Origin of the sequence: Methylobacterium sp. WL19, from assembly GCF_008040005.1 — a bacterium.
Classification (GTDB): domain Bacteria; phylum Pseudomonadota; class Alphaproteobacteria; order Rhizobiales; family Beijerinckiaceae; genus Methylobacterium; species Methylobacterium bullatum.
Map to the genome: position 1 here is coordinate 27,570 of NZ_VRVC01000020.1, position 21,089 is coordinate 48,658.

The following is a 21,089-nucleotide window of genomic DNA, read 5'->3' on the forward strand; positions in this document are numbered from 1 at the left end:
CGCTATGTGCACGCGACGCGATGAGCCATGCGTCGCAGCCTTGACCTTCCCACGATGGGAAGCCCCACATAGGCTCGTATGGATACCGTGATCGCTTCCCCCAAGCAGCACCCCGTCAGGGGACGTCGTCTCGACCTTCCGGTCGTCGGCATGAGCTGCGCGTCCTGCGTCGGTCGCGTCGAGCGCGCTCTTGCCGCTCTTCCCGGTGCATCTGACGTTGCCGTCAATCTCGCCACCGGGCGGGTCAGCCTGACACTGAACGACGACCCGGCAAGCGTCGTCGCCGCTATTCGCAGAGTTGGCTATGAGGTGCCCGAGACCGTCACGGAGCTGTCCGTCGGCGGCTTGTCCTGCGCGTCCTGCGTCGGCCGCGTGGAGCGCGCGCTTCTCGCCCTCGACGGGGTAAGCACCGCCAATGTGAACCTCGCCACCGGGCGCGCCACGCTGCGCCATGCGGAAGGGGCGGTCGACGTTGCGGATCTCGTAAAGGCTGTCGAGACCGCTGGCTACGAGGCCACTCCCGTTGGCGAGGTGAAGGGAGGAGTGCCCGCGGATCGGCACGAGCGCGAGGCTTCGGAGCTCCGGCGCGATGCCGTCATCTCCGCCGCCCTGTCGGCGCCGATTGTCGTCCTCGACATGGGGGGGCATCTCGTCCCCGGATTTGGTGAGGCGGTCCAGGCTCATCTCGGCACGGCGGCCGGCCTGTTTCAGGCCGTTCTCGCCACTCTCGTCCTCGCTTGGCCCGGACGGCGCTTCTTCCGGCAGGGTTTTCCGGCCCTGGTGAAGGGGCATCCGGACATGAACGCCCTCGTCGCCCTCGGCGCGGGGGCCGCGTATTCGTATTCCCTTGTCTCGACCCTCGCGCCGCAGGTTCTGCCGCCCGGGACGGCCCATCTCTATTTCGAGGCTGCCGTCCTCATCGTCACGCTGATTCTCCTCGGCCGCCTGCTGGAGGCTCGCGCCAAAGGGCGTACCGGCGCGGCCATCGCGCGCCTCGTCGGACTCGCGCCGGCGACCGCACGCGTCATGCGGGAGGGTCGCGAAAGCGACATTCCCCTCGCGTCCCTTCGGCTCGGCGATATCGTCCGCATCCGCCCCGGCGAGCGCATCGCCGCCGACGGCGTGGTCGTTGCGGGGGAGAGCTTCGTCGACGAAAGCATGGTCACCGGCGAACCTTTGCCCGTGCGGAAGCGCGAGGGCGACCGCACGGTCGGCGGCACGCTGAACACCAATGGCGGCTTCGATCTGCGCGTGGACACGATCGGCGCGCGTACGGTGCTGGCGCAGATCGTGGGGATGGTCCAGGCGGCGCAGGGCGCCAAGCTGCCGATCCAGGCCCTGATCGATCGGGTCACCGGCTGGTTCGTCCCGGCCGTCATCGCCGCATCCCTGATGACTTTCGTCGGATGGCTCGCCTTCGGTCCGAGTCCCGCAATGGGCTTCGCCCTCGTCAACGCCATCGCCGTCCTCATCATCGCCTGCCCCTGCGCCATGGGGCTGGCGACGCCGACCTCGATCATGGTCGGCACGGGGCGCGCGGCGGAGCTCGGCGTGCTCTTCCGCAACGGCGCGGCGCTACAGGCCCTGCGCGACGCCAAGGTCGTTGCCTTCGACAAGACCGGAACCCTCACCGATGGCAGGCCCACCCTCACCGATTTCCTCACGGCGGCCGGCTTCGAGCCGGACGCGGTGCTGAGGCTCGCAGCCTCGGTGGAAGCACGGTCCGAACATCCTATCGCGCGCAGCATCGTCGAGGCGGCCGGTGAACGGGGCGTTTCCCTGCTTCCCGTAGACCGTTTCGAAGCCGTGCCGGGCCACGGCGTCGAGGGGAGCGTCGGGGGGCAGACGATCATCGTCGGCGCACGGCGCCATCTGGACAGGTACGGCATCGCCATGGCCGGCCTCGCCGAGGCGGCATCCCGATTGGAGGGTGAGGGAAAGAGCCCCCTTTACGTTGCCATCGACGGTCGCTTCGCCGCCCTCGTGGCCGTATCGGACCCGATCAAGGCGGGTGCAGCCGAGGCCGTCTCGGCCCTGAAGGCACAGGGTCTCGTCGTGGCCATGGTCACGGGGGATGCCAGGGGAGCGGCCTCTGGGGTCGCGGCCCGGCTGGGGATTGCCGAGATCGTCGCCGAGGTGCTTCCCGGCGGCAAGGTCGAGGCCGTGCGGGACTTGCGCGCCCGGTTCGGTCCCGTGGCCTTCGTCGGGGACGGTATCAATGATGCTCCGGCCCTCGCGGAGGCCGAAATCGGCCTCGCCATCGGGACGGGTACGGACATCGCCGTGGAGAGCGCGGACGTGGTGCTGATGTCGGGGGCACTGTCCGGCATCGTCTCAGCCATCGGCCTGTCGCGCGCGGTGATGCGGAACATCACGCAAAACCTGTTCTGGGCTTTCGCCTACAACGTCGCGCTGATTCCCGTGGCGGCGGGGCTGCTCCATGCGTTCGGCGGTCCGTCGCTCTCGCCGGTCCTGGCCGCGGGCGCCATGGCGCTGTCGAGCGTGTTCGTGCTCGCCAATGCCCTCCGCCTTCGTAATGCGGGACGCCGCGTGGGAGGCCTGGGATGAGCGGTGCCGTCACCATCGGCGTGGCGGCAAAGGCCACCGGCGTCTCGGCCAAGATGATCCGGTACTACGAGGAAATCGGCCTGTTGCCGCCAGCCGGCAGGACGACGTCCGGCTACCGGCTGTATGGCGAGGAGGATCTGCACGCCTTGCGTTTCGTGCGCCGCTCCCGCGATCTCGGCTTCTCCGTCGAGGACATCGCCGGCCTTCTCGCCCTCTGGCAGGATCGCAGCCGCGCCAGCGCCCAGGTGAAGGCCTTGGCCCTGCATCACGTTGCGGACCTGCGGCGCCGCATCGCCGAGCTCGAGGCCATGGCCCGAACTCTGGCGTCGCTCGCGGACCATTGCAGCGGCGATGCCCGCCCCGATTGCCCGATCCTCGACGATCTCGCCGCCGCTCATGCGCCGGCTCCACGACGGCCCGTGCGGGCAAGGCCGCCCTCCCGCTAGCATCAGCCATCACGTTCTGCACATGATCCGTCATCCGCGCCCTTTGAAATCGATCTAAATGGCCTCGCCCTTGCTGGTATGCGCTATGGTCGACGAGCTCGGCCCGAGACGAGCCAAGACGCGCAAGAGACGTGAACCATGCCCATCGTCGACCGGATCGCAGCCCTGGCGGATGAGATCACCGCATGGCGGCACGACCTCCACGCCCATCCGGAGCTGCAATACGACGTCCATCGCACGGCCGGCTTCGTCGCCGAAAAGCTTCGGGATTTCGGTTGCGACGAGGTCGCCACGGGAATCGGCCGGACGGGAGTCGTCGGGATCATTCGCGGGCGCTCGCACGGTTCGAACCGTGCCATCGGGCTGCGCGCGGACATGGACGCGCTGCCGATCCAGGAGGTGCGCGATCTCGCCTACCGCTCCACCGTGCCGGGGCGGATGCATGCCTGTGGCCATGACGGTCATACCGCGATGCTTCTCGGTGCCGCGAAGTACCTCGCCGAGACACGCGATTTCGACGGCACGGCGGTGATGATCTTCCAGCCAGCCGAAGAAGGCGGCGGTGGCGGCGAGGCGATGGTCCGCGACGGCATGATGGAACGGTTCGGCGTCGAGACCGTCTACGGCCTGCACAACATCCCCGGATTGGAACTCGGCCGTTTCGCAATCCGTCCCGGCCCGATCATGGCCTCCACAGACCGCTTCACCATCACGATCGAAGGGCGCGGCGGCCACGCGGCGCAGCCGCATCTCGCTATCGACAGCGTGCTGGTGGCGAGCCACATCGTCGTCGCGCTGCAATCGGTCGTGGCGCGCAGCGTGAACCCCCTCGAAAGCGGTGTCGTGTCGGTCTGTGCCCTCGAGGCCGGAGACGCCTTCAACGTCCTGCCCCAGCAGGTGACCATGCGGGGCACCATGCGCGCGCTCTCGAAGACGGTACGCGCCACCATGCTGGAGCGCATCGATGCCATCGTCACGAACACGGCCGCCGCCTACGGGGCCATCGCCCGTGTGGATTACAGCGGCGGATATCCGGTGACGGAGAACCACCCGGCCGAGGCGGAATTCATCGCAGACGTGGCGGCAGGGATGGTCGGAGACAGCCATGTGGAGCGGGATGTGGCGCCGATGATGGCGGCAGAGGATTTCTCCTACATGCTGGCCCACCGGCCCGGTGCCTACATCTTCATGGGGAACGGGGACAGCGCTGGGCTCCACCATCCGCATTACGATTTCAACGATGCCGCCATTCCCTATGGGGCCTCGCTTTGGGCGAGGGTGATCGAGACGGCTCTGCCGGCTCGCTGACCGTCAATCCGGGCGGGTCCCTGAATCCGCCATGCCCTTCGCGAATCACGTCGCCGGGCAGGCCACACCACCGGGCAGGATGATCGGCTTTCCGTTCATCGCTCGGACGGGCCAAGTCACCTCCTTCTCGAACGAGAAGGAGGTGAGCGCCGGGAAGATGTCGAAGATGGGCCTATATTCGATCGTCATCTTGGCGATGACGTAGCGGGCCTTGTCGACCGCCTCCGACGGTGGCGGTGCTCCAAGGTCCGTGGAAGCCGCGTATTTCTGGGCATTCACCGCCGTGCTGGAGCAGACCTTGGCTTTGAACGAACCGTCTTTCTGCTGATAGACGCCCGCCGCCGTCAGGACGATCTTCGCGTCGGTGGCATCGTACGGCGCCATCATGTTGCGGCCCGTATTGTAGACGCCGTCCACCTCCTGAGCGGTCAGGGTCTTGCGTGAGATCAGATCCGCCATCGAGCGAGCGGCGCGGTTGGCATGTTGCCCGGTCGTGTAGGCACGAGGCAGTTCGATCGTTCCCATGAACAGCAGGATCATCACCGGTGCCACGAGTGCGAATTCCACGGCGGAAACACCCGATCGCTCGATGACGAACCGCCGGCAGAGAATGACGGCCCGCATCAATTCGCCTGACATTTTCCCTGCGCGTATGGCTCCGCACGAAAGACAACCATCGACCGAATCATCTGCTCGTTGTTCGGGAGTGGCGGTAAGGTCAGTTTCGATGTCGGGAAATAGCGCGGGATCGCAGCCATGGCACAGATCGTGACGATATCGTCGCCATTGGGGCACTGGAACTTGGTCCCGAAACCCGCCGAGATCGACTGGCTCGTGCTGTCGTAGGGAGAGCAGGTCACCGGCGCGTCGTCCGCATCCGCGGTGGTGACCTCGAGCTTGATCTTCGCCGCGTTGCACGTGAACAGCGTGGCGTCCTTGCACATCTCCTGGATGAGGCGGGCCGCCGGGTCGCTGCCGTTGGACCCCTGTTGAAACGTGCCGGTGAAGACGGCACGCGCGGCCCGGTCCAGGGCGTTGTCGAAGGAGACCTGGGCGACCATGAACATGAAGCCTTCCAGCATCGCGCCGAGCAGCACGAAGAAGGGGATACCGACGAGCCCGAACTCGACGGCTGTCGCACCGCTTCGGTCACCTGGGAGTTCCCGCAGCGTGCGGACGATCAGGCGAGTGCGTCCCCGGACGTTCATCGGGAAATCCGCAACTCGCTCATCTGTGATCCGATCGCCTTGAAGGCATCGGTGAGTGTTGCCGAGTTCTGGACGTCGTAGAACTTGTCCGTGCTGGTGGCGCAGTTGCGCAGGATGTCGCTGGTTCCCTCGGTCACCTCGACGCGAACCGTGAAGATGGTGATGCCGGCATTCTTCATGTTGGAGCAGAGCGTCGACAGCCGGGCATTCATGGCGTTCGTGCGGGTGGTCGTATTCGTCGACGTGGTCCCGATCCGGTTCTGCCAGATGAAGCCGAGGCCGGAATAGATCGATGCGTTCGCGGACGATCCGACATAGGAGGTGTTCTGCCCGTCCGTCATCAGGACGACGAACTTCCGGGTGTTCTTGTCGTCATAGGGCACACCCTCAGCGAAGGGGGCGTTCGGAGACAGCAGGTGCCATCCCCAGACCAACCCCATGGCGATGTTCGTGTCGCCGACCACGGTCATCGCGTTGATCGCGTTCGTGAGCGTCGATTGCGATGTGGTGAGGCGCGTGATGGGCTGGAGTTCGCAGCCGGAATTGGGCCCGTAGAGATAGGGGATGTTGCTGCTGATCCGACCTTTTTGTAAGATGGCGTTCTTTGAATATTTCGTAATCTGGCCCTGTCGCGTGCGGTAGTCGGTCACCGACGACGTGGTGACGTAATCGTTCATATAATCGTTGACGGCGTTATTGTCCTTGTCGGACTCGTCGGGTGCGAAGAAGGGGACGAACAGAGTGTTGGGAGTGGCGATCGAGGGTGGCGTGTCCTGAACGTCGTAGGGCGCCGGCCGGCTCTCGACGCACCCGCCCCACGCGACCTTCATCTGGCTGAACAGGGTCAGGCGGTTCGCCGGCGAGACGAAGATGTCCGAGTGATAGGAGGCCTTCGCATCCTTATCTATCCACGACTGGGTCGCATTCGAAGGCCCGACATTCACGGTCATCGAGAACGGGACAATTCCGATCTTGAGGGCGTTGGGCTTGGTGGTGTCGGCCTCTTTGAACAGCGACGTGACGAGGTCGTTGGCGGCCGCTTTCAGGTTGGTGATCTTCGCGCCGCTCATCGATCCGGTATTGTCGAGTACGAGGGCGATCTCGAGATTACCGGATCCGCGCGTGCCGGCGGCTGTGACCGAGACGGGAAAGGCATTGTAGCCGGCGATCTTGGACACGCTGGTCGGACTCTTGCCGACCACCTTCACGGTGATCGTATTGTCCACGCGCGTGGCGGTGACCGTCGTGCCTGCATCCACTAGTTTGGGAACGGCGGCCCTGATCTGTTTGTCCGCCTTCGCCTGGAGCTCGGCATCCGTGGTGGAGAGCGGCAACTTCAGCAATGAGATGACGGTGGAATCCGCGGCATCCTGGAGGCCTTGCTGGGCCATGGAGTTCACGCTGTAATCGATCGCTAGCCCCGACAGCATCAACAGGGGAATCGAGAGCAGGGCGAACAGAATGGCGATGGCACCGTCGGTCTCCTTGCGAAACCGACCGAGTAGATTCATCGCCGACTGTCTGATGCGGGTGGTCATGCACCGAGGCGTAGGATGAACCTTCTAACGGAACACTAAATCCCGCCGGCCCTCGGCAGTCGGCGGGAGACAATGTTGATGAATGTCAACAACCCGTAAACCAAACAGACGACATTCGTCGTGTTACCGCAGACCAGAACCAGCAAGGTATCGCTGCTGCCGGCAAGCGACGATCCCCTCAACCCTGGCGTGCCGTTCCGCCGAGGTGGAATACGCGATGCGGAACGAGCTCGCCGCGCTCGACGTCACCGACGGCCACGAGGATACCGCCGCAGGTGGCAAAAGCCTTGCCCTCCGTGGGGGCGTCCTGGCCCCGGAGGAGTACCGGCTGGCCCCGCATCAGACGAAGCGCCATGTCGCGCGAGACAGCCACCGAGACGACTGCGTCGAGGGCCGTTTCGACGGGCCGGAGATGAGCGGCGTTGCCGTCCGGACCGCCCTCTTCGAGAGTGGCCACGAGGCAGGATTCGGCTTCCGCGAAGGGGCCGACGCGGGTGCGGCGAAGCGCCGAGACGTGGCCGTAACATCCGAGCACGCGGCCGAGATCACGGGCGATGGCGCGCACATAGGTGCCCTTGCCGCATTCGGCTGAAATGACGGTGCGATCGGGCGTGTGTTCCACCACCGCGAGATGGTCGATCTGGACCGGGCGCGCGACCAGCTCCACCACTTCGCCGTCGCGGGCAAGATCGTAGGCGCGCTCGCCGGCGATCTTGATCGCCGAGTAGCGCGGCGGCACCTGCTCGATAGCGCCGATGAAGGCGGGGAGGGCTGCCTCCACGAGGGCGCGATCCGGCCGCGTGTCGCTTGTAGCAACCGGACGGCCTTCCGCATCGTCGGTATCCGTCTCGATGCCCCAGGTCACGGTGAAGATGTAGGCCTTGCGGCCATCCATGACGAAGGGAACGGTCTTGGTCGCTTCTCCGAGGGCGATCGGCAGGATGCCGGAGGCCAGCGGATCGAGCGTGCCGGCATGACCCGCCTTTTTGGCGTTGAAGGCGCGCTTCACCACGGCAACCGCATGGGTCGACGTCATGCCGACCCCCTTGTCGAGGATCACCCACCCGTTCACGTCGCGGCGCTTGGGCCGATCGGAGCCTTGACCCCGCTGCTGGCGGCGGCCTTTGGAGGGGCTTTCCTCGCCGGAACGGTGGGGCGGCGGGGAGGCGACGTCGGAATGCTCGATCGTCGGATCGTTGATCATGATGTCCTCGTCGGCGGCGAGATGGAAGCAACGGCCTCTGCAGCCGGAAAATCCTTAATCTACGCCAGGGTCAGTTCGTGATGGGGTGTAACGCAGGGGTCGGATCGCTGGGGCCGATCTGTATCGCCGCCATGGTCAGTTCTGAGTGCCGCCGTCCTGATCGTCCGAATCCTGGGGCTGGGATTCAAGATCGCGCCGGACCTTCTCGCTCCTGAGAAGGGCGTCGATGCGATCCGCCTCGTCGAACGTCTCGTCACGGAGGAAGCGGAGATCGGGGGCGAATTTCAGGTTCACGCGCCTGGCGACTTCCTGGCGCAGCGCCTTCTTGTTGCGCTCCAGGGCCGCGATGACAGGTTTCTCGTCGAGCCCGCCGAGCGGCATGATGTAGGCCGTGGCGATCTTGAGATCCGGGGACATCCGCACTTCCGGCACGGTGATGACGTGCGAGCCGAGGACGGGATCCTGGATGTCACCGCGTTGAAGCACCTCGGCGATGGCGTGCCGGACGAGCTCGGCCACGCGCTGCTGTCGCTGCGAGGGACCGCTGGGGTTGGGTTTCTGAGCCATGATCGCTTGGTCTCGGATCCGGGATCGCCTGGAGGGGGCAGCCCACCTTGCGGGGGCGCATCGACGTGCCGGCCCTCTTCAAAACAAAACGGCGGCTGCAGCGCGCGCTGCAGCCGCCGGGTTCGTCTGGCCGCGTCGCTGCTAGAGCGTGCGGCGGATCTCCTCGACCCGGTAGCACTCGATCGTGTCGCCGGCGCGCATGTCCTGGAAGTTCTCGAAGGACATACCGCACTCGTAACCAGACCCGACTTCCTTGGCGTCGTCCTTGAGGCGCTTCAGCTGGGACAGTTTGCCCTCGTGGATCACCACGCTGTCGCGGATCAGGCGGACATGAGCACCGCGCTGCACGACACCGTCGGTGACGCGGCAACCGGCGATCTTGCCGACCTTCGAGACATCGAAGATCTGCAGGATCTGCGCCTCGCCGAGGCGCTCCTCGCGCAGAGTCGGCGGGAGCATGCCCGACAGGGTCGCTTTGATGTCATCCACGAGGTCGTAGATGATGTTGTAGTAGCGGATCTCGACGCCCTTGTTCTCGGCCGATTCGCGCGCTTCCTTGTGGGCTCGCACGTTGAAACCGATGACGACGGCCTTGGAGGCCTCCGCCAGGGTGACGTCCGACTCGGTGATGCCGCCGACACCCGCAAGCAGGATGCGCGCCGACACCTCGTCGTTGCCGAGCTTCTCCAGTGCGCCGATGATGGCTTCCACCGAGCCCTGCACGTCGCCCTTGACGACGATGGCGAGTTCCTTGCGGCCCAGGCCTTCCTTGAGGTCGCGCATCATGTCGACGAGCGAGCGGTTCGCACCGCCGGTCCGTGCGGCGATGCGCTCGCGCTTCTGACGGGCGCGATACTCGGTGACTTCACGGGCACGGGCTTCGTTCGGCACAACGGCCACGCGGTCACCCGCGTCCGGAGTCCCATTGAAGCCGAGCACCTCCACCGGCACCGACGGGCCGGCATAGGGGATGCTCTCTCCCTTGTCGTCGATGAGGGCGCGGACGCGACCCCATTCGGCGCCGGCGACGACGATGTCGCCGGTGAAGAGCGTTCCGCGCTGCACGAGCACCGTCGCGACGGGACCACGACCGCGATCGAGCTTGGCCTCGATGACCGTACCCTCGCCGTCGCGGGCTTCGTTAGCACGCAGGTTCAGGATCTCGGCCTGGAGCTGTAGGCCTTCGAGAAGGTCCGGCAGACCGTCGCCGGTCTTGGCAGAGACTTCGAATTCCAGGGTCTCACCGCCCATCGATTCGACCTGGATGTCGTGCTGCAGCAACTCGGTGCGGACTCGCTGCGGGTTCGCCTCGGGCTTGTCGATCTTGTTGATCGCCACGATGAGCGGCACTCCGGCCGCCTTCGCATGGCTGATCGCCTCCACCGTCTGGGGCATGACGCCGTCATCTGCCGCCACCACGAGCACGACGATGTCCGTCACCTTGGCGCCACGGGCGCGCATGGAGGTGAAGGCCGCGTGGCCGGGAGTGTCGATGAAGGTGACCATGTCACCGGATGGCGAGGCCACCTGGTAAGCGCCGATATGCTGCGTGATGCCGCCGGCCTCACCGGACACCACCGCTGTCTTGCGGATGGCGTCGAGGAGCGAGGTCTTGCCGTGGTCGACGTGACCCATGATGGTCACGACGGGCGGACGCGGATCGAGATCCTCCTCGAGATCGGGCTCGTCGTTGAACAGGCCTTCCTCGACGTCGGACTCGGCGACGCGGCGCACGGTGTGTCCGAGTTCCTCGGCAATGAGCTGAGCGGAATCCGAATCGATCACGTCGGTGATCTTGTGGATCTCGCCCTGCTTCATGAGCAGGCGGATCACGTCCACGGCCCGCTCCGACATGCGGTTGGCGAGTTCCTGGATGGTGATCGTCTCGGGGATCGTCACCTCGCGGGAGAGCTTTTCCTTTTGCTCAACCTGCCGGTTGCCGCTCATGCGCTGCTGACGGCGGCGGAACGAGGCAACGGAACGCGTGCGCTCGTCCTCGCCCGACGTGGCGGTAGCGATCGTGAGACGCCCACGGTTGCGGTCGCCGCCCGGCTGCTTGGGGGTCTTGGGCGGCGTGATGATCTTGAGCGGCATGCCGGGACGGCGGATCACGCGCTTCTGCTCGCTCTCCTCCTCGGCAGCCTGTGGCCGACCCGGCGCGCGGGCGGTGGGAGCCGCCGCACCGGCCGGGCGTGCGGCCGTGGAAGCAGTCGGAGCCGCCTCTGGCTCGGGCGCGGGCGCCGGCTTGGCCATGAAGTTCAGGTCGCGCGGCTTGCGCACGTCTGCGGTGATGGTCTTGCGCGGCTCGGCCGGTGTCGGGCGTGCCGTGAGGGGCTGACGCACGGCAGGGGCCGCCGGACGAGCCGGGGCCGCAGCCTGCGGAGCGGGAGCAGGTGCTGCCGGAGCAGGCTTCGGGGTGGAGGATATCGGAGCCGAGACGGGCGCCATCGGCACCGTCTTGGAGACGGGCTTCGGCGGCGTTGCCGGAACGGGCGCAGCTGCGGGGGCTGCCGCAGCGGCCTCCTTCGCAGCGGCCTCAGCGGCGCGAGCCGCCTCACGTGCAGCTTCTTCCTCGGCACGCAGGCGAGCCTGCTCCTCGGCGCGAAGGCGCTCCTCTTCCTGACGGCGACGCTCTTCGGCCTCGCGCTGACGGATTTCCTCAGCCTCGCGGGCACGCTGAGCAGCGGCCTCTTCTTCGACCTTGCGGCGTGCTTCCTGCTCACGGCGCTGGGCGTCGGCGAGAGCTGCGGCGCGCGCGTCACGCTCCTGCTCGCTCAATGTCCGCAGCACGACGCCACCCGCCGCCCGCTGGGCGGGGCGCGGAGCTGCAGGTGCGGGAGGCGCCACGCGTGACGCCGGGGCGACCGGTTGCGTTTCGCGAACGGGAGCGGCCGGTGCCGCCCCGATGACGCGCCGCTTCACGGTCTCGACCACGACCTGCTTGGAGCGGCCATGGGAGAAGCTCTGACGCACCGTTCCCTGCTCGATCGGGCGCTTCAAGGACAGCGGCTTCGAGGGGGGTCGTGCCTGCGTCTTGTCGCCCGGATTATTCGTATCGCTCATTCAGTCCAAACCCTGAGGGTTTCCATCGTCCCGTGAACCGGCAAACTGCTGTGCGCCGGGTAAATCCGTCTCGTCGTCGTCCTGCAGAGTCGGAGCGGTCTGCCCTGTTCGGGCGTAACCGGCCCCCTCGGCCGTCGTGGGCTTGCCCTCGAAAGAGCGTAGCCGACGCCAACGCGCAAGGCAGCCGGTGCTTCCGACTCCTGCGACAAGCGCCGCATGTATCACATGATCCCGACCCAAGGCCATGTCCAATTCTTCATTGGACAAATCATCGATGACCGGGACACGGGATATGGCATCGCCATGCCTCCGGTGCAATGCCGCAGCGATCTTCCGCCTACCATCCGCACTGCCATCCGAGGCCTGTATCACGGCGGCTACGCCGGCCTTGTCGCCGATCGCGGATTCGACCTTGGCGAAGCCGGCCACCAGGCAACCCGCCTTGTTGGCGAGTGACAGGGATTGGCGCAGGTCCTCGCGCAGGATCGCGGCGACCCGGTCGCCCAGATCCGCCGGTGCCGCGGCATCCTTGGTCTTGAAGGCACGCTGGAACAGCCGCTTCTTCAAGGCCGCCTCCACGGTGACGCGATCGGCGGTGAGCCATGCACCGCGCCCCGGCAGCTTCGCTTTCAGATCGGTCACCACCTCGCCGTCCGGCGACAGAACGAACCGAATCATCCCATCGGGATTTTGCGAGACCCGGCTGACGAGGCATGTGCGCATCGCATTGCGCCGGCCGCGCCCGAGACCGGGATCGAGCAGCGTGTTCGGCTCCGGTTCGGCGGCATCGTCCGCGACATCTGCGTATTCGCCCGTCATGCGGCGGTCGGATCCCTGTTGATCGTCGCATGGACCGCAACAATTCGCGGCCCTCTCGCCTTGCAACCTACCGGCATCCTCGACGTGAGATGCCGGAATGTCGCGAAGGCACTCGCCGGTCGGCCCTGCGATTCCTAAGGCCCGCCTTAGGCGGGTGCCTCAGGGGGAAGCGCCTGGCTCGCCCGGAACGCCGTGCTCAGACCGCCTCGGGCTCTCCGTCAGTGGTCTCGGCTTCATCCGCCTCGACCGGCGCCTCGATCCATCCGGCCTTCACGCGGGCCGCCATGATCATGGCTTCTGCTTCAGCGCGGGAGATCTCGAACCCGTCGAGATAGCCAGCATGCTTGGTGGCCTCGGGGCCGCGTCCCTCGGTGTAGCCCACGAGATCGTCCGTGGCGCAGCCCGCGAGATCTTCGACCGACTTAACGTCGTTCTCGCCCAACGCCACCAGCATCGGCGTGGTCACGCCGTCGATCTCGCGCAGGTCGTCGGCGACGCCGAGTTCCTGGCGCTTGGCGTCGAACTCCGATTCGACGCGAGCGAGATGATCCTGCGCGCGGGCCTGGATCTCGGTACCGCTTTCCTCGTCGAGGCCCTGGATATTGGCGAGCTCGCCCGGCTCGACATAGGCGATTTCCTCCACGTTCCGGAAACCTTCCGCCGCGAGGAGCTGACCCACCGTCTCGTCGACGTCGAGGGCGGCCATGAAGACCGCGGTGCGTTCGGCGAATTCTTTCTGGCGCCGCTCGGATTCCTCGGCCTCGGTGAGGATGTCGATGTCCCAGCCGGTGAGCTGCGAGGCGAGGCGCACGTTCTGGCCGCGACGGCCGATGGCCAGCGAGAGCTGGTCGTCGGGCACCACCACCTCGATGCGGTCGGCCTCCTCGTCGAGCACCACCTTGACCACCTCTGCGGGCTGGAGCGCGTTGACGATGAAGGTCGCCTGGTCTTCCGACCACGGGATGATGTCGACCTTCTCGCCCTGCAACTCGCCGACCACCGCCTGGACGCGGGAGCCGCGCATGCCGACGCAGGCACCGACGGGGTCGATGGAGCCGTCCCGCGAGATCACGGCGATCTTGGCGCGCGAGCCCGGATCGCGGGCCACCGCCTTCACTTCGACGATGCCGTCGTAGATCTCCGGCACTTCCTGCCCGAAGAGCTTGGCCATGAATTGCGGGTGGGAGCGCGACAGGAAGATCTGCGGGCCACGCACTTCGCGGCGCACGTCGAACAGATAGGAACGGATACGGTCGCCGGGGCGGAAGGTCTCGCGCGGGATCATCTCGTCGCGGCGCACGATGCCCTCGCCGCGTCCCAGATCGACGATGACGTTGCCGTACTCGACCCGCTTGACGAGGCCGTTGACGATCTCGCCGATGCGGTCCTTGTACTCGTCGAACTGGCGGTCGCGCTCGGCGTCGCGCACCTTCTGGACGATGACCTGCTTGGCCGACTGGGCTGCGACGCGGCCGAAATCGAAGGGCGGCAGGGTGTCGGAGATCACGTCTCCCACCAGGGCGCCGGGATTGTAACGGCGGGCCTGGTCGAGGGTGACCTCGCGGGCGTCGTTTTCGACCTCGTCCACCACCACGAGGTGGCGCGACAGGCGGAGTGCCCCGGTCTTGGGGTCGATCTCGGCATGGACGTCCGTCTCGGCGCCGTAGCGCGAGCGGGCGGCCTTGGCGATGGCCTCCTCCATGGCGTCGATGACGATGGAGCGGTCGATCACCTTCTCACGGGCGACCGCTTCGGCGATCTGCAGGAGTTCGAGCCTATTGGCGCTGACGACAGCCATCGGATTTCGTCCCTCTCTTCGTCGTGTGTTTTTTCGGAAACCCCGGCGTGCCATCGGGCATCCGCCTGGGCTCCGGGCCGATGTTCTAGTGAAGCTTGCCGTCGTCCTTGACCCGCACCGCCTTGGTACGGACCGGCTTGGCCTTGTTGGCCCGGCTCGCCTCGGTTTCGATCTTTTCGGGCTTGGGCTTGGCCGAAGCCTTGGGCTTCAGCGGCCGCTCGACCTTCTTCTTGAGAGGGGCGGGGGGCTCGCTCTCGCCCTCGGCGCCCTCTTCGATCTCGGTGTCGTCCTCATCGTCCAGCATCGGCGGTGGCCCGCCGCCGCGTCGCAGCGATTCGCGCACGAGATCGTCGGTGAGGACGAGGTAGGCGTCGCCGAGATCGCGAAGTGGCAGGTCGATGCGGCTCGGCAGACCCTCCTTCACGTCGGGAAGATCGATCGGCACCGTGAGGCCATCCGCGTTAGGAGCTCGGATGATCCCGCGAAAACGCTTCCGGCCGTCGAGGGGTATTGCCAGCTCGATTTTGGCTTCGTAGCCGGCCCAACGCTCGAAATCGACGGCCCGTACCAGCGGCCGGTCGATGCCGGGGGAGGAGATCTCGAGATAATAGGCCTTGCCCACCGGGTCGTCGAGATCGAGCAGAGGCGAGATCGCCCGGCTCACGGTCTCGCAATCGTCCACCGTCATGGTGCCGTCCGGCCGCTCGGCCATGATCTGCACGGTACAGCCGTTGGCGCTCGACACCCGCACCCGGACCACGCGATAGCCGAGGCCCTCGATCGAAGCCTCGATGACCTGCACGACCCGTGCGGCGACGCCGGTCTCGGTGATCAGACGTTTTTCGGAAGTGTCCGCCATGCTGCGCTGTACGTCCGGCCTTGCGTGAAGCGATCCGGTGCGAGAGGCGTTGCGGCAATAAAAAAGAGCGGACCCGGTGGGGCCCACTCCCGAACCGCAGCCTCAAGACTGCAACCAGAACTGATGTGCTATGAGTAGTCCCATCGTCGGATCGTTTCAAGCGATTTCGCGAACCGTTCCCCGGCGGAGCGCATCCCGGTCGCTCCGTCGCCGTCAACTCGTTTCAGGAAGCCTCGGCCATGGCCGCCGATCCGTCGTTCGGACCCGACCCGGATTGCCTTCACCCGGTTGCGGGCCACAGCCGCATCACCTTCATCCGCAATCTCTCCCTGCCGCCGAATGTCGAGGTCGGCGCCTACACTTACTATGACGACCCCGCCGGCCCGGAGGCCTTCCTAGACAACATCCTCTATCACTTCGCTTTTCTGGGCGACCGCTTGCGAATCGGTCGCTTCTGCGCGTTTGCGGCGGGCACGCGCTTCCTCATGAACGGGGGCAACCACCGCCTCGATGCGCCCTCCACCTACCCGTTCGTCATCTTCGGCGGCGCCTGGGCCGGACGCTTCCCCGAAGAGATGGCCTTTCCCAACCGGGGCGACACGGTGATCGGCAACGATGTCTGGCTCGGCTACGACAGCACGATCCTGCCGGGAATCCGCATCGGCGACGGAGCCGTGGTCGCCGCCAAATCCGTGGTCACCCGCGACGTACCTCCTTACGCCATCGTCGCGGGCAATCCGGCCAGGCTCGTGCGGATGCGCGTACCGCCCGATATCGCCCCGCGACTGCAGGCCGTGGCGTGGTGGGACTGGGATGCCGAGCGGATCACCCGGTGCCTGCCGGCGATCAGTGGTGGGGATGTGGCGGCGTTGGAGGCCGAAGTTTGATGCCGGTCCGTCTTTCGCCGGAGCCTTCCATGTCCGCTTACCGGCCCGCAGATGCGTTGTCCTCTAGCGGGAACGGGCTCGGTCTCCAAAATGGCTCGAGGGGGCTTCCGACGATGGTCTCGGCTTCCCAACGATGCAACAGGGTGGCGAGAGCGGCCCGATCGTTGGCCATGAGCGGCTCGCCGATGAGGCAGGTCCGGTCGTTGATCAACTGCCAGTGCGCATCCTCCATCACGGCCCCCTTGCGGTACTGCTTGCCCATTTTGGACCAGATCGCCCGAGCCTCATCGAGTTTGCCGAGCGCGATGCAGGAGACGAGGTGCCAATCCAGGCCAAGACGTCCGACCGTGGCGGGACGGGTGCGGGCGAAGTCGAGACATCCTCGCGTTGTGTCCAGGGGGCGAAGGATCGCCAAGGCATCCTCTTCGACACGAGTGACGAAATCGTCGTAGATCGTCGGGTCGGACCAGAACCAGCCCTGGCCACCCTAGAAGCCTTCGGAACGGGCAATCCTTCCGCTGCATCGCCCGAGTGAGGACGATGAACGAACTCCGGGCATGAAGAACTCGACGAGATACCAGCCCGCAACGCAATAGGCCGGATTGCTTGTCCGATCGAGGTGGATCAATCGTCCGACAGGCCCGACGGGGAGAAGCCAAAAAGAATTCCTGCCGGCAGCGGCAAGATCAGTATTTCTGTCGAGCAGACTCTTGGCGAGGCCTTTAATTTCTTAATGGTCGTCATTTTATCAGCCTCACTTGAATAATAACTATACCATTTGACTGTGGCCAAAATTTATTGGCGGCTCTGGCTAGGCACAGCGCCCTTGTTGAGCTTAGCCCCGCAGATCCAGTTTTATAATCATAGACGCAGACTGTTTGATTTGGCGATATCGACATGGATCATGGTGCCGAGTTGCTGTCTCGTCAGAAGAGGATTCAAGGCCGTCAGCCGTTTCGTCGCCTCGTCCGTGACCGCCTGAACCTCGGCATTACGTGGACAAGCTTGGTCGAGCGTTGCATGATCGACCGGACCAACCCAAATGAGGGGAAGTTTCTTGTCCGGATCTGGGTCGAAGTCGTAGCGCAGTGCCGTTCTGCCCGGCGCCTTGCCGAATCCTGGCCTCCGAGCTTCCAGATAAGTGAAGAGAAGTGCCGCCGCTTCGAGTGTTACCTTGACGGCCGGAGCGACGACGACCGCCGGCAGAAAGACGTGTTGTATCGAGGGCTGGGATTGCGATTTGGATGACGCGAACGTGCCACGCGAGAGAACCTCTCCCGATGCCCCATCGCGGATGGTCTGAGCGTCGCCCGAATTCTCGAAAATCCTGCTTTCGCCATCCGGTGTGACGACGGCGTGCTGGTCGTCCCAATCTCCGCGTCCCGAACGAATACGCAGCGATAGAATCCGGGCCCCGTCATCGGTGACGGTTTCCTCTCGCGTGGACGTGCCTGACGTGCTTCCGTTATCGATGGAGGACCGGAGTGCCTGACCGGTTGACGGACGATCGGTCAGGCGACTGCCTCCGACGCCCCCGTCGGAGACCCACCGCCCACCATCGCTTTGGCCGGCGGGCGCACGGGGCTGGGCTGGATCGTACTTCCGGTCCAGGCTTTGTTGGAGGCGGATCAGTTTTGTCTCCGTCGCCAGTATGGCGAGTCGGCGACGGAGGGTTTCGGTTTCATTCCCGCGTTTGGAAGTGCCCCGCATCGCGATCACCCATGGTCGTGATTTGTTCTATTTATGGCTATCCTAAAATAGGAAAAATTTTCAGTTGAAATGCATCTCCTCCTGCTTCGCAAGGGGATTGGCCATAAAAAACGCCTCCCCGTGAACGGGACGGCGTCGATGAAAATGGCCGGTCGATGGGTTCCGGTCCGAGGACCGGAAGTGGAGTGATCAGGCCGCAGCCCGCTCCTTAAGCAGCTTCCGGTTGATCAGCATCTCGGCGATCTGCACCGTGTTCAGGGCCGCGCCCTTACGCAGGTTGTCGGCGACGCACCAGAACGAGAGGCCGTTATCGACCGTGGAATCAGCGCGGATGCGCGAGACATAGGTCGCATCCTCGCCGGCCGCCTCGTGCGGGGTCATGTAGCCGCCGGGCTCGCGCTTATCGACGACCAGGATGCCCGGACGCCGAGCGCAGGAGGGCGGTGGCCTCCTGCGGCGAGATCGGTTGCTCGAAGCGGTAAAGACCGAATGGGTCCGCTGGAACAGCTCGTTCATGGCCTCCGTGCCAGCGCCGGAGACCGAATGATAGGTTGCCACCAGCACGCGAGTTTATCTCTGCCACGTCATGCAGGGGGCTCCGAATCCGTGGTCACCCCGGATGGCGTCGAGGGCTTGGTTTCGCGACAAGATCCGCCCGCCCGGTACACTCGCGCATTTCACATGAAGGGTGGCCGACGTATTGGTGCTGCCTTGTTCTGAGTCATCGGAGGAGGTGACCCACTGGACCGGAAGCGAATTGGCCAGACATGTCGGGATCTTTCTGCGCCCCGCGCAACGGATATGGGAGGCGCACCGTCAAGCGCATCGTCGACCTGCAGGACGATATCAAACGCTACATCGCCGAGCACAAGATCCGCGTCCGCCCATCGTCTGGACTAAGCCGGCCGAAGCCATCGATCGACTTCCTGACGCATCCGTCTGAGTCAGCGCCCAAGCACTGCCCAGGTAGCGTATCATAAAGAGTAATAAATAACGGAATATTCACTATTATAGTTTATAAAATTTATCTATATAAAATACTTTGCTGCAGGGCGGTTGACGATGAAGATTTTCCCTAGACGTTCTAATAAAGTTACTTCGCGGGTGCTTCCGCACGATCTGTGTGCAAAATTCCTCGACTGCATGTCTCATGCAATTTACGTCGTCGATCGAGATTCCCCGATTTTCAATGTTGTCTACGCAAACAACAAATTCATGACGACCATGCGCGCCAATTCTATAGAAGAGCTTACAAACATTTCAGTGATGGCATATCATACATTTGAACAGGGAAATGGACTCACGATAAACGATGTAGCTGGCCCTTTCGTGGAAAGTATCAACCGGGATGGGCACGCTAAAGCAACAATGAGATTTTTACGTTACGACAAAACGGAATTCATGGTCGACATTTATTGTGAGTCTGTGAGTGTCGATGGGAAAAGCTACGGAATAACATTCGTAGAGGATGCAAAATATATTGAGATACAAAATCAAAAGAGAATATATATGAATGGATTGACGGAAGATTTTGAGCAATCAGTTGGAAAAGTTTCTGGATCGGTCAACTCTTTTTCTGGTGACCTCCAAGAATCTGCGAAAATCATGACCAGAACAGCTATGGAAACCGCAGAGTTATCGTCCGTTATGCTTTCGGCGGCCGAGCATGCGGCTGCAAATGTCAGCATGGTTGCGGCCGCAGCCGAAGAGCTCGGCAGTTCCGTCCATGAAATTGCCCGCCAGGTTCAGGGCTCCGCGGGACTGGCTCAAGCCGCCGTGGGCGAAGCCAACCGCACCGTGGCCTTCGTCGGGGCGTTGCGCCAGACCTCGTCCCGGATCGGTGACATGGTCGGGATGATTTCCAGCATCGCCGGCCAGACCAATCTGCTTGCCCTCAATGCCACGATTGAGGCGGCGCGTGCCGGTGATGCAGGCCGCGGCTTCGCGGTCGTCGCCGCCGAAGTGAAGGAACTGGCGAGACAGACGGCGGACGCGACGAAGGAGATCGCTGCGCAGATCGGCGAAATTCAAAGTGTGACAGATCAGGCCGTGTCGGCCATCGACTCCATTACGGACCGAATCCGCGAGATCAGTGACGTGGCCACCAGCATCGCTGCGGCCGTCGACCAACAGGGAACCGCAACCCAGGAGATCGTGCGCAACGTGGCGCAAGCCTCGGCCGGCACCGCCGAAGTGACGGGCAACCTTGCCGGAGTCGCTCATGCCTCGAAGGATACCGGGGCCGCCGCGCAACAGGTTCTCCTCGTCTCGGATCAGTTGTCCTCCCAGTCCGAACACCTCTCGGAGGAGATTCGCCGCTTCTTGAGCACATTACGAGCCGCCTGATCGGCGAGCCCACTGCAGGCTTCCACGTGAATCAAAGGTCATCTAGGAGAGCGAGGTCGACATTTCCGCGAAGGTGATCTGCGAAACCTTGTAAGCTTTCCACCTCGCTGACGACCCGGCCCAGGCCAAAACCTTCTCGCCAGCCGGGCTATCGAGATCCTGCGGGCGAGCTTGAGGCTTGCCCCTACCTTTTCGCGATTTACGATGTGACCGCGGGCCGCCACCACCGAAGGCCACTAAGGGCGCCCCTCCGAATGGCGCCGCGCCGGATGTCGAGCGTTGGTTTGGCATGGCCAAACCACTCCTCCCCGATGATCTTTGGGATGACATCGCTCCGCCGGGCGATGATCCCCCTGTCAGCCTGATCCTCCCGGTCCAAGCCGGTTATCGTGGTGGCTTCAGCGAGCTACACCACGTCGAGGGACCCGACTGACGCGAAGAGCGATGTCACTCCGAGGGAGATGCGCGCTCGTCTACGGGACGAGCATGATCCCACGGTCGGAATCTCGACACGCTGTGGAGTTTCCTCGCCGCGCAGGGCCTATGCTAAAAAAACGCCGCCCCGTGAACGGGACGGCGTCGATGAAAATGGCCGGTCGATGGGTTCCGGTCCGAGGACCGGAAGTGGAGTGATCAGGCCGCAGCCCGCTCCTTAAGCAGCTTCCGGTTGATCAGCATCTCGGCGATCTGCACCGTGTTCAGGGCCGCGCCCTTACGCAGGTTGTCGGCGACGCACCAGAACGAGAGGCCGTTATCGACCGTGGAATC

Annotated in this window: 16 protein-coding genes and 4 pseudogenes; 8 read left to right on the top strand and 12 right to left on the bottom strand. The window is 64.5% G+C overall.

The window, feature by feature from the left end; genetic code table 11:
* Positions 1–78 precede the first annotated feature (78 nt).
* The 3 genes from FV220_RS06350 (at position 79) to FV220_RS06360 (ending at position 4,322) form a co-directional block, all read left to right on the top strand.
* On the top strand, positions 79–2,568 hold the full coding sequence (locus FV220_RS06350) for a heavy metal translocating P-type ATPase (RefSeq protein ID WP_147830240.1): 2,490 nt from the start codon (positions 79–81) through the stop codon (positions 2,566–2,568).
* A complete protein-coding gene (gene cueR, locus FV220_RS06355; RefSeq protein WP_018044944.1) occupies positions 2,565–3,014 on the top strand; it encodes a Cu(I)-responsive transcriptional regulator in 450 nt (149 codons plus the stop codon). The genes FV220_RS06350 and cueR overlap by 4 nt, the downstream gene beginning before the upstream one ends.
* 138 nt (positions 3,015–3,152) lie before the next feature.
* The gene (locus FV220_RS06360) at positions 3,153–4,322 is read left to right on the top strand and encodes a M20 aminoacylase family protein (protein ID WP_018044943.1); all 1,170 of its coding nucleotides are present in this window, start codon (positions 3,153–3,155) and stop codon (positions 4,320–4,322) included.
* Between the two features lie 45 nt (positions 4,323–4,367).
* Here FV220_RS06360 and FV220_RS06365 read toward each other — a convergent pair whose 3' ends face one another.
* The 9 genes from FV220_RS06365 to rimP form a co-directional block, all read right to left on the bottom strand.
* Entirely contained in the window at positions 4,368–4,946 is a 579-nt protein-coding gene (locus FV220_RS06365) for a TadE/TadG family type IV pilus assembly protein (RefSeq protein WP_056140708.1), read from the bottom strand.
* Positions 4,946–5,530, bottom strand: coding sequence for a TadE/TadG family type IV pilus assembly protein (locus FV220_RS06370; protein ID WP_056140711.1), 585 nt, complete (start codon positions 5,528–5,530; stop codon positions 4,946–4,948). Before FV220_RS06370 ends, FV220_RS06365 begins: the two co-directional genes overlap by 1 nt.
* Complete coding sequence (locus FV220_RS06375) at positions 5,527–7,041, bottom strand: TadE/TadG family type IV pilus assembly protein (RefSeq protein WP_147830242.1); 1,515 nt, start codon at positions 7,039–7,041, stop codon at positions 5,527–5,529. The genes FV220_RS06370 and FV220_RS06375 overlap by 4 nt, the downstream gene beginning before the upstream one ends.
* A gap of 205 nt (positions 7,042–7,246) precedes the next feature.
* Positions 7,247–8,272: a tRNA pseudouridine(55) synthase TruB gene (gene truB, locus FV220_RS06380; protein WP_018044939.1), complete on the bottom strand. Its 1,026-nt coding sequence runs from the start codon at positions 8,270–8,272 to the stop codon at positions 7,247–7,249.
* Between the two features lie 135 nt (positions 8,273–8,407).
* Positions 8,408–8,839 carry a 30S ribosome-binding factor RbfA gene (gene rbfA / locus FV220_RS06385; protein ID WP_018044938.1) on the bottom strand — a complete coding sequence of 144 codons (432 nt, stop codon included), beginning with the start codon at positions 8,837–8,839 and terminating at the stop codon, positions 8,408–8,410.
* Positions 8,840–8,980: 141 nt separating this feature from the next.
* Entirely contained in the window at positions 8,981–11,902 is a 2,922-nt protein-coding gene (gene infB / locus FV220_RS06390) for a translation initiation factor IF-2 (protein ID WP_018044937.1), read from the bottom strand.
* Positions 11,903–12,721: an RNA-binding protein gene (locus tag FV220_RS06395; RefSeq protein ID WP_147830244.1), complete on the bottom strand. Its 819-nt coding sequence runs from the start codon at positions 12,719–12,721 to the stop codon at positions 11,903–11,905.
* 196 nt (positions 12,722–12,917) lie between these two features.
* Positions 12,918–14,519: a transcription termination factor NusA gene (gene nusA / locus FV220_RS06400; protein ID WP_056161852.1), complete on the bottom strand. Its 1,602-nt coding sequence runs from the start codon at positions 14,517–14,519 to the stop codon at positions 12,918–12,920.
* An 85-nt stretch (positions 14,520–14,604) separates the two neighbouring features.
* On the bottom strand, positions 14,605–15,378 hold the full coding sequence (rimP, locus tag FV220_RS06405) for a ribosome maturation factor RimP (RefSeq protein WP_147830246.1): 774 nt from the start codon (positions 15,376–15,378) through the stop codon (positions 14,605–14,607).
* A 239-nt stretch (positions 15,379–15,617) separates the two neighbouring features.
* On the opposite strand from rimP, the gene FV220_RS06410 reads away from it, so the two are divergent.
* Both FV220_RS06410 and FV220_RS06415 read left to right on the top strand, forming a co-directional pair.
* Complete coding sequence (locus FV220_RS06410) at positions 15,618–16,265, top strand: CatB-related O-acetyltransferase (RefSeq protein WP_147830248.1); 648 nt, start codon at positions 15,618–15,620, stop codon at positions 16,263–16,265.
* 133 nt (positions 16,266–16,398) lie between these two features.
* Positions 16,399–16,800, top strand: a complete 402-nt coding sequence (locus FV220_RS06415; RefSeq protein ID WP_147830249.1) for a hypothetical protein — start codon at positions 16,399–16,401, stop codon at positions 16,798–16,800.
* A 326-nt stretch (positions 16,801–17,126) separates the two neighbouring features.
* Here the strand turns inward: FV220_RS06415 and FV220_RS06420 are convergent, their stop codons facing one another.
* On the bottom strand, positions 17,127–17,984 hold the full coding sequence (locus FV220_RS06420; protein WP_147830251.1) for a hypothetical protein: 858 nt from the start codon (positions 17,982–17,984) through the stop codon (positions 17,127–17,129).
* Positions 17,985–18,164: 180 nt separating this feature from the next.
* A pseudogene (locus FV220_RS06425) lies at positions 18,165–18,579 on the bottom strand (Asd/ArgC dimerization domain-containing protein); the annotation flags it as partial.
* 84 nt (positions 18,580–18,663) lie between these two features.
* Between FV220_RS06425 and FV220_RS25985 the strand changes: the two are divergent.
* From FV220_RS25985 to FV220_RS25990, 3 genes and pseudogenes are all read left to right on the top strand, one after another.
* Positions 18,664–18,801, top strand: a pseudogene (locus FV220_RS25985) (IS630 family transposase); the annotation flags it as partial.
* A gap of 236 nt (positions 18,802–19,037) precedes the next feature.
* Positions 19,038–20,321: a methyl-accepting chemotaxis protein gene (locus FV220_RS26355; protein WP_281406075.1), complete on the top strand. Its 1,284-nt coding sequence runs from the start codon at positions 19,038–19,040 to the stop codon at positions 20,319–20,321.
* A gap of 431 nt (positions 20,322–20,752) precedes the next feature.
* Positions 20,753–20,865, top strand: a pseudogene (locus FV220_RS25990) (IS630 family transposase); the annotation flags it as partial.
* A gap of 89 nt (positions 20,866–20,954) precedes the next feature.
* Here FV220_RS25990 and FV220_RS25995 read toward each other — a convergent pair.
* Positions 20,955–21,089 (bottom strand): annotated as a pseudogene (locus FV220_RS25995) (aspartate-semialdehyde dehydrogenase); the annotation flags it as partial.

Bases quoted from the DNA above. Each gene is read 5' to 3' on its own strand.
- FV220_RS06360 (WP_018044943.1), top strand. From the start codon at position 3,153: ATGCCCATCGTCGACCGGATCGCAGCCCTGGCGGATGAGATCACCGCA.
- FV220_RS06410 (WP_147830248.1), top strand. From the start codon at position 15,618: ATGGCCGCCGATCCGTCGTTCGGACCCGACCCGGATTGCCTTCACCCG.
- FV220_RS06365 (WP_056140708.1), bottom strand. From the start codon at position 4,946: ATGCGGGCCGTCATTCTCTGCCGGCGGTTCGTCATCGAGCGATCGGGT.
- truB (WP_018044939.1), bottom strand. From the start codon at position 8,272: ATGATCAACGATCCGACGATCGAGCATTCCGACGTCGCCTCCCCGCCG.
- cueR (WP_018044944.1), top strand. From the start codon at position 2,565: ATGAGCGGTGCCGTCACCATCGGCGTGGCGGCAAAGGCCACCGGCGTC.
- FV220_RS26355 (WP_281406075.1), top strand. From the start codon at position 19,038: ATGAAGATTTTCCCTAGACGTTCTAATAAAGTTACTTCGCGGGTGCTT.
- FV220_RS06370 (WP_056140711.1), bottom strand. From the start codon at position 5,530: ATGAACGTCCGGGGACGCACTCGCCTGATCGTCCGCACGCTGCGGGAA.
- rimP (WP_147830246.1), bottom strand. From the start codon at position 15,378: ATGGCGGACACTTCCGAAAAACGTCTGATCACCGAGACCGGCGTCGCC.
- FV220_RS06375 (WP_147830242.1), bottom strand. From the start codon at position 7,041: ATGAATCTACTCGGTCGGTTTCGCAAGGAGACCGACGGTGCCATCGCC.
- rbfA (WP_018044938.1), bottom strand. From the start codon at position 8,839: ATGGCTCAGAAACCCAACCCCAGCGGTCCCTCGCAGCGACAGCAGCGC.
- infB (WP_018044937.1), bottom strand. From the start codon at position 11,902: ATGAGCGATACGAATAATCCGGGCGACAAGACGCAGGCACGACCCCCC.
- FV220_RS06350 (WP_147830240.1), top strand. From the start codon at position 79: ATGGATACCGTGATCGCTTCCCCCAAGCAGCACCCCGTCAGGGGACGT.
- nusA (WP_056161852.1), bottom strand. From the start codon at position 14,519: ATGGCTGTCGTCAGCGCCAATAGGCTCGAACTCCTGCAGATCGCCGAA.
- FV220_RS06415 (WP_147830249.1), top strand. From the start codon at position 16,399: ATGCAACAGGGTGGCGAGAGCGGCCCGATCGTTGGCCATGAGCGGCTC.
- FV220_RS06395 (WP_147830244.1), bottom strand. From the start codon at position 12,721: ATGACGGGCGAATACGCAGATGTCGCGGACGATGCCGCCGAACCGGAG.